The 16,534-nt window shown below is 56.6% G+C and carries 12 protein-coding genes and 1 riboswitch; of the genes, 7 read left to right on the top strand and 5 right to left on the bottom strand.

Going from position 1 to position 16,534, the window contains the following annotated elements; translation table 11 throughout:
* Window positions 1-26: 26 nt before the first annotated feature.
* The 3 genes from M2407_RS13090 to M2407_RS26255 are packed head-to-tail and all read right to left on the bottom strand — an operon-like array spanning window position 27 to window position 3,425.
* On the bottom strand, window positions 27-1,319 hold the full coding sequence (locus M2407_RS13090; protein WP_046372520.1) for a maltoporin: 1,293 nt from the start codon (window positions 1,317-1,319) through the stop codon (window positions 27-29).
* Window positions 1,320-1,351: 32 nt separating this feature from the next.
* Window positions 1,352-2,461, bottom strand: a complete 1,110-nt coding sequence (malK, locus tag M2407_RS13085; protein WP_128864496.1) for a maltose/maltodextrin ABC transporter ATP-binding protein MalK — start codon at window positions 2,459-2,461, stop codon at window positions 1,352-1,354.
* Window positions 2,454-3,425 (bottom strand): alpha-amylase family glycosyl hydrolase, encoded by a 972-nt coding sequence (locus M2407_RS26255; RefSeq protein ID WP_128864495.1) that lies wholly within the window; start codon window positions 3,423-3,425, stop codon window positions 2,454-2,456. Before M2407_RS26255 ends, malK begins: the two co-directional genes overlap by 8 nt.
* 358 nt (window positions 3,426-3,783) lie before the next feature.
* On the opposite strand from M2407_RS26255, the gene malE reads away from it, so the two are divergent.
* The 3 genes from malE to malG all read left to right on the top strand — a co-directional run bounded on the left by malE (window position 3,784) and on the right by malG (window position 7,643).
* The gene (gene malE, locus M2407_RS13070) at window positions 3,784-4,977 is read left to right on the top strand and encodes a maltose/maltodextrin ABC transporter substrate-binding protein MalE (RefSeq protein WP_128864494.1); all 1,194 of its coding nucleotides are present in this window, start codon (window positions 3,784-3,786) and stop codon (window positions 4,975-4,977) included.
* Between the two features lie 186 nt (window positions 4,978-5,163).
* Entirely contained in the window at window positions 5,164-6,741 is a 1,578-nt protein-coding gene (gene malF / locus M2407_RS13065; protein ID WP_128864493.1) for a maltose ABC transporter permease MalF, read from the top strand.
* Between the two features lie 11 nt (window positions 6,742-6,752).
* Window positions 6,753-7,643, top strand: coding sequence for a maltose ABC transporter permease MalG (malG, locus tag M2407_RS13060; RefSeq protein WP_020837182.1), 891 nt, complete (start codon window positions 6,753-6,755; stop codon window positions 7,641-7,643).
* 114 nt (window positions 7,644-7,757) lie between these two features.
* Here the strand turns inward: malG and psiE are convergent, their stop codons facing one another.
* Window positions 7,758-8,165: a phosphate-starvation-inducible protein PsiE gene (gene psiE / locus M2407_RS13055; protein WP_020837183.1), complete on the bottom strand. Its 408-nt coding sequence runs from the start codon at window positions 8,163-8,165 to the stop codon at window positions 7,758-7,760.
* 221 nt (window positions 8,166-8,386) lie between these two features.
* On the opposite strand from psiE, the gene M2407_RS13050 reads away from it, so the two are divergent.
* Window positions 8,387-9,823, top strand: a complete 1,437-nt coding sequence (locus tag M2407_RS13050; RefSeq protein ID WP_128864492.1) for a capsule assembly Wzi family protein — start codon at window positions 8,387-8,389, stop codon at window positions 9,821-9,823.
* A gap of 62 nt (window positions 9,824-9,885) precedes the next feature.
* Here M2407_RS13050 and pgi read toward each other — a convergent pair whose 3' ends face one another.
* Window positions 9,886-11,532 carry a glucose-6-phosphate isomerase gene (pgi, locus tag M2407_RS13045; RefSeq protein WP_122080346.1) on the bottom strand — a complete coding sequence of 549 codons (1,647 nt, stop codon included), beginning with the start codon at window positions 11,530-11,532 and terminating at the stop codon, window positions 9,886-9,888.
* Window positions 11,533-11,805: 273 nt separating this feature from the next.
* On the opposite strand from pgi, the gene M2407_RS13040 reads away from it, so the two are divergent.
* From M2407_RS13040 to panS, 3 genes are all read left to right on the top strand, one after another.
* A complete protein-coding gene (locus tag M2407_RS13040) occupies window positions 11,806-13,614 on the top strand; it encodes a sodium:proton antiporter (protein ID WP_020837186.1) in 1,809 nt (602 codons plus the stop codon).
* A 52-nt stretch (window positions 13,615-13,666) separates the two neighbouring features.
* Window positions 13,667-13,859: riboswitch (Lysine riboswitch) on the top strand.
* A gap of 108 nt (window positions 13,860-13,967) precedes the next feature.
* Window positions 13,968-15,335 carry a lysine-sensitive aspartokinase 3 gene (gene lysC / locus M2407_RS13035; RefSeq protein ID WP_020837187.1) on the top strand — a complete coding sequence of 456 codons (1,368 nt, stop codon included), beginning with the start codon at window positions 13,968-13,970 and terminating at the stop codon, window positions 15,333-15,335.
* Window positions 15,336-15,478: 143 nt separating this feature from the next.
* Window positions 15,479-16,396, top strand: a complete 918-nt coding sequence (panS, locus tag M2407_RS13030; protein WP_259218383.1) for a ketopantoate/pantoate/pantothenate transporter PanS — start codon at window positions 15,479-15,481, stop codon at window positions 16,394-16,396.
* Window positions 16,397-16,534 lie beyond the last annotated feature (138 nt).

The following is a 16,534-nucleotide window of genomic DNA, read 5'->3' as shown; positions in this document are numbered from 1 at the left end:
AGCACCTGGCCCTCCCCGTTATCTCATTACCACCAGATTTCCATCTGGGCGCCGAAGGTGACTTCGTCGTCATTGCCGCGGCTGAAGGTATGTAAGCTGGTGTCGTTGTACGCGGTGCCCGAGGTGTAACCGGCGCCGGAGTCGTTATTGGCGTAGCCCCACTTCTCATCCCACTTGGCGTAGGTCGCGAATACGCGGATAGCCGGACGTGACCAGATGCTGTTGCCCGCTTGCCACTGTTGCGCCAGGGTCACTTTGTACTGACCGTTGCGATCGCCAGTGCGCTGGGATTTCACGTTGTCGTAACCGGCTTCCAGCAGGGTGCTCATGATTGGCGTCCATTTGTACATTGGACGCACGCCCACGGTGTACCAGGTGGTGCCGTTATTGTTGTCACGATCGACATCCTGGAACATACCGACGTACATCAGCGCCCATTGATCGTTGAAGTCGATGGCACCATGGTCCAGCACGCGGATCATCTTGCCGTTGTTGTCGATGGTTGAGCCCTGGTTGCGGCCGTTGTTCTGCGAAGTCATGGAGTCGGTGGCGTACTGCACCACAAACTTGTTGTAGCCGGTCAGGATGCTCTGGGTATGTTCCGCGGTGAACATCCAGCCGTCTTTGCTGGCGCCGTCAGCTAAATGGTATCCGTCCTGAGTATTGGCGCGACCGTAGTCCACACCCAACTCCAGGGTACCGCCCGGGTTCAGCTCCAGGCCGGCCAAACGCACGTCGAAGGTGTCGTTGACGGTAGGACGTTGATCCCACTCGTTATCCAGGTAACCGTAAGAGCCGCCGGATTCTGAGTTGCGGGTCACGGCAGCAGACAACTTGCCGAAGCCCAGATCGATATTTTCCAGACCGGCGCCCGGACCGGAGATATCCCAGTAGTAGAAGTCAATCATGTGAACATCATGACGCTGATAGAAACGCTTACCGGCCCACATGTTGGCACCCGGCAACCATTCAATCAGGTTTTTACCCTGCACATTCACTTCACGGAAGCCTGGCGTCACGTCTTCCCAGTCGGAACGTTGTGAAACGGAATAAGCCAGGTTGGTATCGAAGTAGAAGCTTTTATCGCCTTCTTTCCACACTTCCTGTCCCAGTTTCAGCTCGGCGTAGGTCTCGCATTCGTTGCCGAGACGGTACTTGCTGCCGGCACCGGTAGCCTGGAAGCACTGTTGCTCGCCACCACTGCCGGTCCAGCCGATGCCGGAACGGGCGTAGCCTTTAAAATCAACGGCCATCGCCTGAGTGGTAAGCACACCAGCGGCGATTGCCAGTGCCAGAGGAAGTTTGCGCAGAGTAGTCATCATTATTCTCCTGTTATACAGACTGTGATGCTTTAAACGCCCGGCTCCTGGTGCAGCCGTTTACATGCCGTACCGTCCTCACGGAACAGATGGCAACGGTGAGGCGGCAAGCCTATGGCGAATGTTGCACCTTCTTCTACCAGCACCACGTCGTTCTGGCGGTAAACCAGGTTTTGACGAATTGCCGGGATTTGGATGTGGATTTGCGTCTCGTTACCGAGTTGCTCCACCACCTGTACGTCACCCGTAAGCAGTACTTCAGAGGCATCACTGGGCAGCAGATGCTCCGGGCGAATGCCCAGAGACATGTTGGTACCGGGCTGAACGTCGGAGCCTTCCACCGGCAACCACACCAACTGGCGGTTAGGCAGCTCGACCTGGACCTGTTGCGGCTCTGCGGCGGTCACTTTGACCGGCAGGAAGTTCATTTTCGGCGAGCCGATAAAGCCGGCGACAAAGCGGTTGGCCGGATAGTGATACAGCTCCAGCGGCTTGCCGACCTGGGCGACACGCCCGGCGTCCAACACCACGATCTTGTCGGCCAGCGTCATCGCTTCCACCTGATCGTGCGTCACGTAAATCATGGTGCGCTGCAGGCGCTTGTGCAGACGCGAAATCTCAATGCGCATCTGCACCCGCAGCGCGGCGTCGAGGTTCGACAACGGCTCGTCGAGCAAGAACACGTCCGGTTCCGCCACCAGCGTACGGCCGATCGCCACCCGCTGACGCTGCCCGCCGGACAGCGCTTTTGGCCGCCTGTCGAGCAGGTGAGCCAGTTGCAGCACTTCCGACACCTGATTGACCCGCTGGCTGATTTCCGCTTTCTTGGCACCGGCCAGCTTCAGGCCGAACGACATGTTGTCGGCCACCGACAGGTGCGGATACAGCGCATAGGACTGAAACACCATGCCAATGCCGCGCTCGGAAGGCGGCACCTCATTCATGCGTTTATCGCCGATCATCAGGTCGCCAGAGGTGATGTCCTCCAGCCCGGCAATCATGCGCAGCAGTGTCGATTTGCCGCAGCCCGACGGCCCGACAAACACCACAAACTCACCGTCATCTATCGTCAGATTGACGTCTTTGGAAATCACAGCTTCGCCGAAGGCCTTATAAACGCTGCGCAATATGACGCTAGCCATGCGTTACTCCCCTGCTTTCGCAGTTAACATTTCGTGTAAAAATGGCGGACGCAAAACCCGCCAAAACCCATTGATGACCCTCTTGCTGCGCACCGTGCTGCCATGCCAATGGCAAGGTCGCCTCAGACGGCGCGGCCGCCTGAGTATAAGGCTGCAGGTTAATCAGCGCTTCAAGGCATTGATCCTGATGGGTAATAAGTAAACGAACCACGCCGTTATGCTGGCTGACCACGCTCAGTTCGCCCTGCTGGATCACCGGCAAGCGGCGCAGCGCCAACAGAGATTGGCAGTAACGCAAAGTGGATTGGTTGTCCTGCTGCTGGCGGCTGATGGCCAGCGCGCGATGTTCGATGGCCACCTGTTGGTACCAGTGGATCTCACCGTTGGTCACCTGTTCCGGCGCTTCATGCCAGGGCATCGGCGTTTGCGCACCCAGCGGATCCTGCAGGCCGGCGGCGTGTGGCAGACCCAATTCTTCGCCCTGATACAGGCAGATGGGCGCAGGCAACATCGCCAGCAGCGTCAAAAAGGCATCAGCCGAACGCAGATTACCCTGGCCCCAATGGCTAACGACTCGCGGCTGATCCGCATCACCGGTGCTCCACAGGCTGTCTGCCAGAGTGGTGCGGCGAGCATTCAACACCTCAATCAGTTTCTCTACGCTGAAGGGCACGACCTCCAGCGCCAATGGGCTACGAAGGTACTGCTGCGACGCGGCGGCGCGACGAATGTGATGCGGCCCGTCGCAATACCACAGCGCCAGACCCTGCGCGGCGACCGCCGCCCCCTCTTGCTCCGCCAATGGCTGCGGCAGGACCAGGCCGTCTATCGACAGCTGGTTCAGGTAGGGCAGCGCCGCAATCATGCCGTGAGCATCACCCACGCCATCCCCGTTTCCATCACGGAAACTGACCGGGTGGATCCGGTACAGGGTTGGCTGAGTGACGGTAGGCATTGGCGACATAAATCCGGTTCCCTGCTGCACGTGGCGATAAAATCAATGTGGCCGATAGTGCGGTAAACCCCACAAAGGGTAATCATCCGTAACAGGATTTTTCATGGGGGAGGAGATGGGAGGATGAGAGAACGACCGCGGGGACGAGAAGTTCCACGCTTAAGACAAATCTGTGATCTGCCTGGCAAAAATCGTCCCCCTATTTTGTGTCTGACACCACAGAATAGGGAGCAATGTTAACTGGATCACACTACGCAGGCGTGGGGCGTAGAGGGGGGGAGGATGAGAATGTGTCGCTTTGTGACCCACTATTACCGCGAAACCTCTCTCCTTGACTTACGTGCCCACAAAAAAGAAGGATTGGATTATGACTCGCAGCTATACCACCGCCCGCACACTGGTGCTTTCGGCTCTGACCACCCTGGTGCTTTCCTCTTCCGCCTTCGCCAAGATCGAGGAAGGGAAACTGGTTATCTGGATCAACGGCGATAAAGGCTATAACGGCCTGGCCGAGGTCGGCAAAAAGTTTGAGAAAGACACCGGCATCAAAGTGACCATCGAACACCCGGACAAGCTGGAAGAGAAGTACCCGCAGGTTGCCGCCACCGGCGACGGCCCGGACATCATCTTCTGGGCCCATGACCGCTTTGGCGGCTACGCGCAGTCCGGCCTGCTGGCGGAAATCCATCCTTCCAAAGCCTTCCAGGACAAGCTGTTCCCGTTCACCTGGGACGCTGTGCGCTACGACGGCAAGCTGATCGGCTACCCGATCGCCGTGGAAGCGCTGTCGCTGATTTACAACAAAGACCTGATCAAACAGGCGCCAAAAACCTGGGAAGAGATCCCGGCGCTGGACAAAGAACTGCGCGCCAAAGGCAAAAGCGCCATCATGTGGAACCTGCAAGAACCCTACTTCACCTGGCCGATTATCGCCGCCGATGGCGGTTATGCCTTCAAGTATGAAAATGGCAAATACAACATCAAGGACGTTGGCGTCGCCAACGCCGGTTCGCAGGCCGGTCTGCAGTTCATCGTCGATCTGGTGAAAAACAAGCAGATCAACGCCGATACCGATTACTCCATTGCCGAAGCCGCCTTCAATAAGGGCCAAACCGCCATGACCATCAACGGTCCATGGGCCTGGTCAAACATCGAGCAAAGCAAAATCAACTACGGCGTAACCCTGCTGCCGACCTTTAAAGGCAAGCCGTCCAAACCTTTCGTTGGCGTACTGACCGCCGGGATCAACGCCGCCAGCCCGAACAAAGAGCTGGCTACAGAATTCCTGGAAAACTATCTGTTGACCAACGAAGGCCTGGCCGACGTCAACAAGGACAAACCGCTCGGTGCGGTGGCCCTGAAGTCCTACCAGGAGCAACTGGCGAAGGATCCGAAAATCGCCGCCACCATGGAAAACTCACAAAACGGCGAAATCATGCCTAATATCCCGCAGATGAGCGCCTTCTGGTACGCCGAACGCAGCGCGGTAATCAACGCCGTCAGCGGCCGCCAGACGGTGAAAGCCGCGTTGGATGATGTACAGACCCGTATCACCAAGTAACACACAACGTTGTGCGGGATTAGCATCCCCAAAATAATTGGAGTTACACCGCGACGGTAAGTACGCACATCCCTGGGAGCATAGACAGCTATGTGACCGGGGTGAGCGGACGCAGCCAACAAAGGTGTCGCTTCAAGTATGAAGGGGAGAAGCGCCCCGCTGTGGCTTCACAGAAAGGAACGCCCTATGCAATTAGTTCACGCCGGGTCGCCTGCGCGCAAAAAGTCGAAGTGGTGGCAGAGTGACGTACTGAAATGGCTGGTCATCGGCCTGTTCAGCCTGGTTACCTGCTATCTGATTGTGTTGATGTATGCACAGGGTGAATACCTGTTTGCCATTCTGACGCTGATACTGGTCAGCGCCGGGCTTTACGTCTTCGCCAATCGCCGGGCTTACGCCTGGCGCTACGTTTATCCGGGCATCGCCGGCATGGGGCTGTTTGTCCTGTTTCCGCTGATTTGCACCATTGCCATCGCCTTTACCAACTACAGCAGCACCAACCAGCTCACCTTTGAACGCGCTCAGTCGGTGCTGATGCAGCGCCAGTTCCAAACCGGCAAAACCTTCACCTTCGGGCTGTATCCGGCAGAAAATCAACGTTGGCGCCTGCAGTTAACCCACCCTGACAGTGACCAAAAACTGATTTCCGAACCGTTCAGCTTTGACGCCAGTGCGCCGCAAACGCTGAAACTGACGGAGGAAAGCGCAGAACCGGCCGGCGAACGCGCCACGCTGCGAGTGATCACGCAAAATCGTCAGGCGCTGAGCCAACTGGTGGCATTACTTCCGGACGGCGGCGAGCTGCGCATGAGTTCCCTGCGCCAATTTTCCGGCACCACCCCGCTCTACGCGCTGGACAAGGACAGCAATACGCTGACCGACCAACAGACCCATACTCAATACCGCCCAAACCCTGACATTGGCTTCTATCAGGCGGTGAATGCCGAGGGCAACTGGGCCAAAGAGACCCTGAGCCCAGGCTATACCGTCACCATCGGATGGAAAAACTTCCTGCGCGTGCTGCAGGACGAAGGCATCAAGAAGCCGTTCGTGTCGATCTTTATCTGGACCATCGTGTTCTCGGTCATGACCGTGATCCTCACCGTGGCGGTGGGTATGGTGCTGGCCTGCGTGGTGCAGTGGGAAGCGCTGAAAGGCAAAGCGGTTTATCGCGTGATGCTGATACTGCCCTACGCGGTACCGTCGTTTATTTCGATACTGATTTTCAAAGGGTTGTTCAACCAAAGCTTCGGTGAAATCAACATGATGCTTAGCCATCTGTTTGGCATCAAACCGGCCTGGTTCAGCGACCCTATCACCGCCAAAAGCATGATTTTGATCGTCAACACCTGGTTGGGTTATCCCTACATGATGATCCTGTGCATGGGGCTGCTGAAGGCAATACCCGACGATCTGTACGAGGCCTCGGCAATGGACGGCGCCACCCCGATGCAGAACTTCTTCCGCATCACGCTGCCGCTGCTGATCAAACCGCTGACGCCGTTGATGATCGCCAGTTTCGCCTTCAACTTTAATAACTTTGTCCTGATTCAACTGCTGACCAACGGCGGGCCGGACATGATTGGCACCACCACGCCGGCCGGTTATACCGACCTGCTGGTCAGCTATACCTACCGCATCGCCTTCGAGGGCGGCGGCGGGCAGGACTTCGGACTGGCAGCCGCCATTGCCACGCTGATCTTCCTGCTGGTAGGCGCTCTGGCGATCCTGAATCTGAAAGCCAGCAAGATGAACTTCGACTAGGGAGAAAAATAATGGCCATGGTCCAACCCAAGTCCCAGCGCCTGCGCCTGTGGATGACCCATATTCTGATGCTGTGCTTTATCGCCCTGATCATGTTCCCGCTGCTGATGGTGGTGACCATCTCGCTGCGTTCCGGCAACTTCGCCACCGGCAGCCTGATACCGGAACAGATTTCCTGGGACCACTGGCGGTTGGCGCTCGGCATGAGCGTGACCCACGCCGACGGCAGCGTTACCCCGCCGCCGTTCCCGGTGCTGCTGTGGCTGTGGAACTCAATCAAGATCGCGGTGATCACGGCGATCGGCATCGTCACGCTGTCCACCACCTGCGCCTACGCCTTTGCCCGTATGCGTTTTCGCGGCAAGAGCACGCTGCTGAAAAGCATGCTGATTTTCCAGATGTTCCCGGCGGTGCTGTCGCTGGTGGCGTTGTACGCCTTGTTCGATCGTCTGGGCCAATACATTCCGTTTATCGGCCTGAACACCCACGGCGGCGTGATCTTCGCTTACATGGGCGGGATCGCACTGCACGTCTGGACGATCAAAGGCTATTTCGAAACCATCGATAACTCGCTGGAGGAGGCGGCTGCGTTGGACGGTGCCAGCCCTTGGCAGGCGTTCCGCCTGGTGCTGTTACCGCTGTCGGTACCGATCCTGGCGGTAGTGTTTATTCTGTCGTTTATCGCGGCCATCACCGAAGTGCCGGTCGCCTCGCTATTGCTGCGTGACGTTAACAGCTACACGTTGGCAGTGGGTATGCAGCAATATCTGAATCCGCAAAACTACTTATGGGGCGACTTTGCCGCTGCGGCTGTGCTGTCGGCGATCCCGATTACCGCCGTATTCTTGCTGGCGCAGCGCTGGCTGGTAGGAGGCCTGACGGCTGGAGGGGTGAAAGGTTAGGTTTTCTCGGGCTTCACTCACGGGTGGGGCCCTACTGCGCTTGATGTACTTCAGTTATTTCCGATCGATACCTGTGTCTTCGGCGGCCCTATCGGGCCGCCATTTTTATTTCTGCTATTCGCGTTTTAAACGGTCGGTATTGGCCAGGTAGAGCGTCACCACCAGTAACAATATCGCGGCGGAATAAATTAGCGTATCGATTGGGTTTTCATGATCCACAATGATCAAACGGATAATTGCGGTGATGCCGATATAAATAAAGTAGCGCAGCGGAAAGTGATAGCCAGATTCAAAATACTTAACAATCAACGCGATAAACTCAAAGTAGAGAAAGTAAATCACAATCCCTTCAATCAAGAGATAAGACGTGGATTCCTCGTTGTTGACAAATAAAACTTTCGCCAAATGAATGGTTTCTTTCACCAAAAAAACGATCAGGATCGCTGCCAACAGCAACAGCCCAACGTTCAGCACCCGTTGCAGCCCTTTGGCCACCATCACGGAGCGGGAGGTTTTTGCCATAGTTATTCCCCATAAAACTTATTGAAATTATCCGCGCATCCTAACATAGGCATTATCTTAAAAATTAACATCTGCACAAAACAGAGAAAAAATAAATATTATTCAATTAGTTATATTAAAATGTTTCATGTGGATATATTTGTAGCAAATTGAAATGTCAACTATGATGGGTCATAGATCTTTACATAAAACAAACAACTCGAATTAACAAGGGAATATTTATGCGCGCTAAGCTTAACGGACTGGTCGCCGCAGGCCTGTTTACCTGTGCATTAACCGGCCATGCCAGCGGATTGGTAACCCCTGATAATGACCTGCGCAACGACCTTGCCTGGTTGTCGGATCGCGGCGTCATCAACGTCAGCCTGTCCACCTGGCCACTGAGCCAGGAAGAGATCAGCTCGGTCATTTCTCAGGCCAAACCGGTAACCAATACCGAGAAAAATGTCATCGACCGCGTTCAACGCCGCGTCGGCGAACTGAAAGCCAATATCCGCGTCAGCGGTTACGCCGCCACCGACAAGCCGGGTACTCCTCAGGGATTCGGTCAAAGCCAATATGCTGACCAAAGCCTGACCGTTGGCGCCGGTGCCAACGGCGAATTCTGGGACGTGCGTCTCCAGGGTTCAGTCGAAGGCGATCAACGCGTCAGCGACGGTTCCAAATTCAACCTCAACGGCTCCTATGGTGCAGTGAAAATCTGGAACCAGTGGCTGTCCTTCGGTGAGGTATCCCAGTGGTGGGGCCCTGGTTACGACGGCAGCCTGATCCGTTCCGACGCCGCACGCCCGGTTGCCGGCTTTATGCTGCAGCGCGCCGACCAATCGCCGTTTGAAACCCCTTGGCTGTCCTGGATTGGCCGTTGGCAGTACCAACTGACGGCAGGTCAGCTGTCGCAATACTCTTCCGTACCTGATACCAAGTTGATCGGCGGCCGTCTGACCATGATGCCGACCAACTTCCTCGAGTTGGGTGCTTCGCGCATCATGCAGTGGGGCGGCAGCGGCCGACCACAGTCCTTTAGCTCCTTCTGGGACGCCTTCACCGGCAAGGACAACGATGACTCAGGACAGGGCAACGATCCCGGCAACCAGCTCGCCGGTTTCGACTTCAAGCTGAAAATGCAGCCGTTGATTGGTCTGCCTGTCAGCCTGTACGGTCAGTTAGTGGGTGAAGATGAAGCGGGCTTCCTGCCATCGCAAAATACCTACCTGCTGGGGCTGGAAGGCCATCCTGAATGGGGCCCAACCACTATCAACTGGTCTATTGAAGGGGCAGATACCCGCTCCGATATGAGCCGTAAAAACTATGTTTACACCCACTACACCTATAAAGGTGGCTACTACCAGCAAGGCTACCCACTGGGCCACGCCATGGGTGGCGACGGGCAAATGCTGTCCGGCCGCGTAGAGATGGTGTTGGACGATGGCCAACGCTGGAGCACCCGCTTGGTATACGCCAAAGTGAACCCGAACAGCCAGTCGATAAACCATGCGTTCCCGAAATCCGATACGCTGAAAGGCATTCAACTGGGCTGGGGTTACAACTTCGACTCTCAGGTCAAGTTTGATACCAGCTTGTGGTACACCGATAACAACGCCAGCACCGCCGATGACGTAGGCGCAGGCATCAGTTTCGAAGTGCCTATCAATCTGTAATCCTTCCGATGTAAAAAAACCCGCCAAGGCGGGTTTTTTATTGGCATTCATTCAGACGTTAATTAACGCCATGCTTTGAAGCGATTGATCAGTGCATTGGTTGAGCTGTCGTGGCTGCTGACCGCTTCATCACCCGCCAGTTCCGGCAGGATACGGTTAGCCAGCTGTTTGCCCAGCTCCACGCCCCACTGGTCGAAGGTGAAGATGTTGAGGATCGCGCCCTGGGTGAAGATCTTGTGTTCATACAGAGCAATCAGGCTGCCCAGGCTGAACGGCGTAATCTCACGCAGCAGGATGGAGTTGGTTGGACGGTTGCCTTCAAATACCTTGAACGGCGCTACGTGCTTAACCTCGTCCGGCGTTTTGCCCTGGGCGGCGAATTCTTCTTCTACCACTTCCAGTGATTTACCGAACGCCAGCGCTTCGGTCTGTGCGAAGAAGTTCGACAGCAGTTTGGCATGGTGGTCGCTCAGCGGATTATGGCTGATGGCCGGCGCGATAAAGTCACAAGGCACCAGCTTGGTCCCCTGGTGGATCAGTTGGTAAAACGCGTGCTGCCCGTTGGTGCCCGGCTCGCCCCAGATGATTGGGCCGGTCTGGTAGTCCACCGGATTGCCGTTGCGATCGACATATTTACCGTTGGATTCCATGTTGCCCTGCTGGAAGTAAGCGGCAAAACGGTGCATGTACTGGTCGTACGGCAGGATAGCTTCGGTTTCTGCACCGAAGAAGTTGTTGTACCAGATACCGATCAACGCCAGCAGCACCGGCAGGTTTTGCTCTGCCGGCGTTTGCGCGAAGTGTTTGTCCATCGCGTGCGCGCCGCTCAGCAACTGTTCAAAATTCTCGTAACCCACTGACAGGGCGATAGACAGGCCAATCGCCGACCACAGGGAATAACGGCCGCCAACCCAGTCCCAAAACTCGAACATGTTAGCGGTGTCGATGCCGAACTCGCCGACGGCCTTGCCGTTGGTGGACAGCGCCGCGAAGTGTTTCGCCACGTGTTTTTGATCACCGGCGGTGCTCAGGAACCAGTCGCGCGCGCTGTGGGCGTTGGTCATGGTTTCCTGGGTGGTGAAGGTTTTGGACGCCACCAGGAACAGAGTGGTTTCCGGGTTCAGCGGTTTGAGCGTTTCGGCGATATGGGTGCCGTCAACGTTGGAGACGAAGTGCATGTTCAGGTGATTTTTGTACGGGCGCAGTGCCTCGGTAGCCATATAAGGGCCGAGATCTGAACCGCCAATACCGATATTTACCACGTCAGTAATCGCTTTGCCGGTGTAGCCTTTCCAGTCACCGCCAATCACGCGGTCACAGAACTGTTTCATTTTGGCCAGCACCGCATTCACTTCCGGCATCACATCTTTGCCATCAACGATGATTGGGCTGTTGCTGCGGTTACGCAGGGCAATATGCAGCACCGCACGGTCTTCAGTACGGTTGATTTTCTCGCCGGCGAACATGGATTTGATCGCGCTTTGCAGATCGGTTTCTTTCGCCAGTGCCTGCAGCTTCTCCAGGGTTTCCGCGGTGATGCGGTTTTTAGAGTAGTCCACCAGCATCTGATCGTTGAAGGTGGCGGAAAACTTGGAGAAACGCTCTTTGTCCTGAGCAAACAGATCGCTGATCTGTACGTCTTTCATCTGTTCAAAATGTTGCTGCAGGGCTTGCCAAGCAGCGGTTTGACTAGGATTGATATTTTTCATAGCAACACTCTTAGGCTTGAGAATAAATGTGACGTGGTTGACCGATTGTAGCCTGTTCGACCGTGATTATGATCTCTTTTCTTGCGATAGGCGCTAACTGTCAATTGCCGCCGCATCGTTTCAGCACTTCCCCTATACTTTTGGATAACAGCCTGTTATCAGGGTTGCTTAACTGTCACTAAACTGTGTCAGGTTATCACCACGTCAATGACGTAATTAGGCTAAGGATGCGCGGCCAGCCAGGCTGCGGTGTGAACGACGAAGGACATGACTATGGAATTATCTGCCCCATTGATGTTGGTGGTTATTGGCTTGAGCTCATTGCTGGCGCAGTGGCTAGCCTGGGTGTTACGCCTGCCGGCCATTCTGCCGTTGCTGGTATTTGGCATCGTGCTGGGGCCTGTGGTGCATTGGGTTCAGCCGGACGCGTTGTTCGGCGATTTGCTGTTCCCGCTAGTGTCGCTGTCGGTCGCCATTATTCTGTTTGAAGGGGCGCTAACGCTACGGGTCGAGGAAATACGCGGCCTCGGCGGCGTGGTACGTAACCTGGTAACCATTGGCATGCTGATGACCTTCCTGGTGATCGGCGTGGCCTGCTGGTGGTTGCTGGACTTTCCACCGGAGTTGGCGGCACTGATCGGCGCGGTCACGGTGGTCACCGGCCCAACGGTGATCGCCCCGTTGATGCGCGTGGTGCGACCGAATGCCAATATCAACCAGGTACTGCGCTGGGAAGGCATCGTCATCGATCCGGTCGGCGCCATTTTTACCCTGCTGGTGTTCGAATTTATCGTACTGAAACAGCATTCAGAATCTTACACCCATCTGTTCTGGACGCTGGGCATTACCGCCGCCGTCGGCCTGGTGGCTGGCGCGCTGTTCGGCTATTTGCTGGGCCTGGCGCTGCGCCGCGTCTGGCTGCCGCGCTACCTGCAAAACCTGGCGGTACTGGCGATCATGCTCACCGCCTTTGGCGTGTCCAACGCCATTGCCGATGAATCCGGCCTGCTGACCGTTACCGTAATGGGCATTTGGCTGGCCAATATGCGCGATGTGGATACCAGCGACATTCTGGCGTTCAAGGAAGAGCTGTCGGCGATCCTGATTTCAGCGCTGTTTATCATTTTGGCGGCGCGGCTCGACATTCAGGCCTTGTGGAACATGGGCTGGCCATTATTGGGCCTGTTGCTGGTGGTGCAGTTCGTCGCCCGCCCGCTGTGTATTGCGGTATCAACCTGGCGCTCTTCCCTGCACTGGCGCGATCGCCTGCTGCTATGCTGGATCGCTCCGCGTGGCATCGTCGCCGCGGCGGTCAGTTCGCTGTTTGCCCTGACGCTGCAGCGCAGCGGTTATCCGGGAGCCGATCGGCTGGTGACCGTGGTGTTCGCCGTGATCATCGGCACCGTGGTACTGCAAAGCCTGACCAGCGGCATGATGGCGCGTTGGCTGCGGGTACAGCAGCAAAAACCGCGTGGGGTGCTGATTGTCGGCGCCAATAGCGTCGCACGTATGCTGGCACAGGCGCTGATGAAGTTGAATATTCCGGTGCTCGTCACCGACAGCAGTTGGGAATATTATCGCCAGGCGCGTATGGACGGCATCCCCGCCTATTATGGCCATGCTTACTCTGAGCATGCCGAAAACTATCTCGATCTCAGCGACACCGCACAAGTACTGGCGCTCTCTCCCAACCGCCACCAAAATGCGTTGGCGGTCTATCACTTCGGCCATATTTTTGGCGAAGGACAGGTGTTCGCCATCCGCTCCGGCGCCCCGCTGAAAGGCCGCGGCAACAGTGCGGAAAGTTCGCGCTTCCGCCGGCATGAGATCCTGTTCAATCAAGAGGCCACCTACGGTCGGCTAAGCAGCCTGATTGCCCAGGGCGCCACCATCAAAGCCACCAAGCTGAACGAGAACTTTGGCTGGTTGGAATATATAGAGAAAAATCATGGTGTTATTCCGCTTTTCAGCCAGCGGGAAGACGGCACGCTGCAGCCGATCGGCGCCGGTTTTGTCCCGGCAATGCCCTGTACGCTGATTGCACTGGTACAAGATGAAAATCCCTCAACTTCCGGACGTTGACAGCGGCACGATATCGGGCTATTCCTAACAGCCTACTTGCGCACCCGGTGTGCAAGCCAGAAGAGGCGCGTCGCCCAGGTAGAGTGTCAGAGGAGCCGTTTTCCAATGACGACGCTTGAGGGGGAGCGACGCCGAGGTAAGGTGATGCGCGGCATTCATCGTATCGACTACAGGGGCTGAATCCCCTGGGTTGTCACCAGAATTGTCCGTAAGGGCAATCAACAAGGTGGGGCGCTTCTGGGTGTATCGTAGCTTTCACTTCTACGTCTGCTCCCGTTTATCGCTCCCCCCTTGTGCCAAGGCTATGAAAAAAGTGCTCTCTGAAGAGGGCCACCCTGACACGAGGTTTTTACATGAACCAAGCAGCACCCCAGAATGCCACCGTTGTCGCCAAATTCGGCGGCACCAGCGTTGCCGACTATGAAGCCATGAACCGCAGCGCCGACGTCGTTCTCGCCAATCCGAACGTACGTCTGGTGGTATTGTCCGCTTCTGCGGGCGTCACCAACCTGCTGGTGGCTCTGGCCGAAGGCAGCGACGCCGACAAGCGTCACTATCAGCTCGACGAAATCCGCCGCATTCAATACGCCATTCTCGATCGCCTCGATAATCCGGCGGTAGTGCGCGACGAAATCGACCGCATGCTGGAAAATATTGCCATGCTGTCCGAAGCAGCCTCCTTGGCCACCTCCACGGCGCTGACCGACGAACTGGTCAGCCACGGCGAACTGATGTCTACCCTGCTGTTCGTTGAGATCCTGCGCAGTCGTGATGTGCAGGCGGAGTGGTTTGACGTACGTAAAGTGATGCACACCGACGATCATTTCGGTCGCGCAACGCCGGACAGCGTAGCGCTGAACCAACTGGCCCAGTCGCTGCTCAAGCCACGCCTGCAGGAAGCCCTGGTAGTTACCCAGGGCTTTATCGGCAGCGAGCCGAAAGGCCGCACCACCACGCTGGGTCGCGGCGGCAGCGATTACACCGCCGCCCTGCTGGGTGAAGCGCTGAGCGTCAGCCGGGTCGATATCTGGACCGACGTGCCGGGCATCTACACCACCGACCCACGCGTGGTTCCGGCGGCAAAACGCATCGATAAAATCGCCTTCGAAGAAGCCGCTGAAATGGCCACCTTTGGCGCAAAAGTCTTGCACCCGGCCACCCTGTTACCGGCCGTTCGCAGCGATATCCCGGTGTTCGTCGGCTCCAGCAAAGATCCGTCCGCCGGTGGTACTCTGGTGTGCAACACCACCGAGAACCCACCGCTATTCCGTGCGCTGGCGCTGCGCCGCAAACAAACCCTGCTGACGCTGCACAGCCTCAACATGCTGCACGCACGCGGTTTCCTGGCCGAGGTGTTCAGCATTTTGGCGCGCCACAATATCTCGGTGGACTTGATCACGACCTCCGAAGTTAGCGTAGCGCTGACCATGGATACCACGGGTTCAACCTCCACCGGCGGCAGCCTGCTGACCACTTCATTGCTGACCGAACTGTCGTCACTGTGCCGGGTAGAAGTGGAAGAAAACCTGGCGTTGGTCGCCTTGATCGGCAACAAGCTTTCCCAGGCCTGCGGCGTGGGCAAAGAAGTGTTCGGCGTGCTCGACCCGTTCAATATCCGCATGATCTGTTACGGCGCCAGCAGCTACAACCTGTGCTTCCTGGTACCGGGCGATGACGCCGAACAAGTCGTTCGCACCCTGCACCACAACCTGTTCGAATAAGCTACCGTCACCTTTGCAGGCGCGGCACGCCGCGCCTCTACCTCTAATAAAGCAGTCCATAACCGTAGGGGTTCAGTTCACCGAACCCGCAAAAAACACAACACCACCCCATCGTTGTTATTTGGCTAAGGAAAACCTCACTCATGCTGGCAAAATTTACCCGATTATTCCCTCTGTGGGCGGTACTGCTCGCCGTCGCCGCCTACAGCACGCCCACCACCTTTACCGGGATCGGCCCCTACGTCAGCCCGCTGCTGATGCTGATCATGTTCGCCATGGGCGTCACGCTGCGGCTCGATGACTTTAAACGCGTACTGTCCCGCCCTGGCCCGGTTGCCGCAGGGATCTTTTTGCATTACCTGATCATGCCGCTGGCGGCCTGGCTGCTGGCAATGCTGTTCCATATGCCCCCGGATCTTTCCGCCGGCATGGTGCTGGTTGGCAGCGTTGCCAGCGGTACCGCGTCCAACGTCATGATCTATCTGGCCAAAGGGGATGTGGCGCTGTCAGTGACCATTTCGGCAGTCTCCACGCTGGTGGGCGTCTTCGCGACGCCGCTGCTGACCCGCCTGTACGTCGATACCGAGATCAGCGTCGACGTCATGGGGATGTTGCTGAGCATTCTGCAGATCGTGGTGATCCCTATTGGTCTGGGTTTGATCGTCCATCACACCTTTACCAAAACCGTCAAACGCATTGAGCCGATCCTGCCGGCGTTGTCGATGATCTGCATTTTGGCGATCATCAGCGCCGTGGTTGCCGGCAGCCAGAGCCATATCGCCTCGGTCGGGCTGGTGGTGATCGTGGCGGTGATCCTGCACAACGGCATCGGGTTGCTGAGTGGTTACTGGGGCGGCAAGCTGTTCGCCTTCGACGAATCGACCTGCCGTACGCTGGCAATTGAAGTCGGCATGCAGAACTCCGGGCTGGCCGCGACGCTGGGTAAAATCTACTTCTCACCGCTGGCCGCGTTGCCGGGCGCCCTGTTCTCGGTGTGGCATAACCTGTCCGGATCCCTGTTGGCGGGCTACTGGTCCGGCCGACCAATCACTAAAAAATAATTTCACCTCGGGGTGCAGTTCACATTTGCGCCCCGGACTCTCCTACGAAATTTCGTATTTCCCACTGGTCGGATTGTCAGAATTATCCCCATCCTCTATTATCCCCGCACAAAATAAAAATTCAGATTTTTCCCAGAG

This window comes from Serratia sp. BIGb0234 (genome assembly GCF_024809915.1).
Classification (GTDB): Bacteria; Pseudomonadota; Gammaproteobacteria; order Enterobacterales; family Enterobacteriaceae; genus Serratia; species Serratia liquefaciens.
This window is presented reverse-complemented; position numbering and strand designations above follow the sequence as displayed.

What these genes read in the sequence shown, in the direction of transcription:
- panS (WP_259218383.1), top strand. Translation starts at nt 15,479, where the DNA reads ATGCTGGCAAAATTTACCCGATTATTCCCTCTGTGGGCGGTACTGCTC.
- pgi (WP_122080346.1), bottom strand. Translation starts at nt 11,532, where the DNA reads ATGAAAAATATCAATCCTAGTCAAACCGCTGCTTGGCAAGCCCTGCAG.
- M2407_RS13050 (WP_128864492.1), top strand. Translation starts at nt 8,387, where the DNA reads ATGCGCGCTAAGCTTAACGGACTGGTCGCCGCAGGCCTGTTTACCTGT.
- M2407_RS13040 (WP_020837186.1), top strand. Translation starts at nt 11,806, where the DNA reads ATGGAATTATCTGCCCCATTGATGTTGGTGGTTATTGGCTTGAGCTCA.
- psiE (WP_020837183.1), bottom strand. Translation starts at nt 8,165, where the DNA reads ATGGCAAAAACCTCCCGCTCCGTGATGGTGGCCAAAGGGCTGCAACGG.
- malF (WP_128864493.1), top strand. Translation starts at nt 5,164, where the DNA reads ATGCAATTAGTTCACGCCGGGTCGCCTGCGCGCAAAAAGTCGAAGTGG.
- malE (WP_128864494.1), top strand. Translation starts at nt 3,784, where the DNA reads ATGACTCGCAGCTATACCACCGCCCGCACACTGGTGCTTTCGGCTCTG.
- malK (WP_128864496.1), bottom strand. Translation starts at nt 2,461, where the DNA reads ATGGCTAGCGTCATATTGCGCAGCGTTTATAAGGCCTTCGGCGAAGCT.
- malG (WP_020837182.1), top strand. Translation starts at nt 6,753, where the DNA reads ATGGCCATGGTCCAACCCAAGTCCCAGCGCCTGCGCCTGTGGATGACC.
- M2407_RS13090 (WP_046372520.1), bottom strand. Translation starts at nt 1,319, where the DNA reads ATGACTACTCTGCGCAAACTTCCTCTGGCACTGGCAATCGCCGCTGGT.
- lysC (WP_020837187.1), top strand. Translation starts at nt 13,968, where the DNA reads ATGAACCAAGCAGCACCCCAGAATGCCACCGTTGTCGCCAAATTCGGC.
- M2407_RS26255 (WP_128864495.1), bottom strand. Translation starts at nt 3,425, where the DNA reads ATGTCGCCAATGCCTACCGTCACTCAGCCAACCCTGTACCGGATCCAC.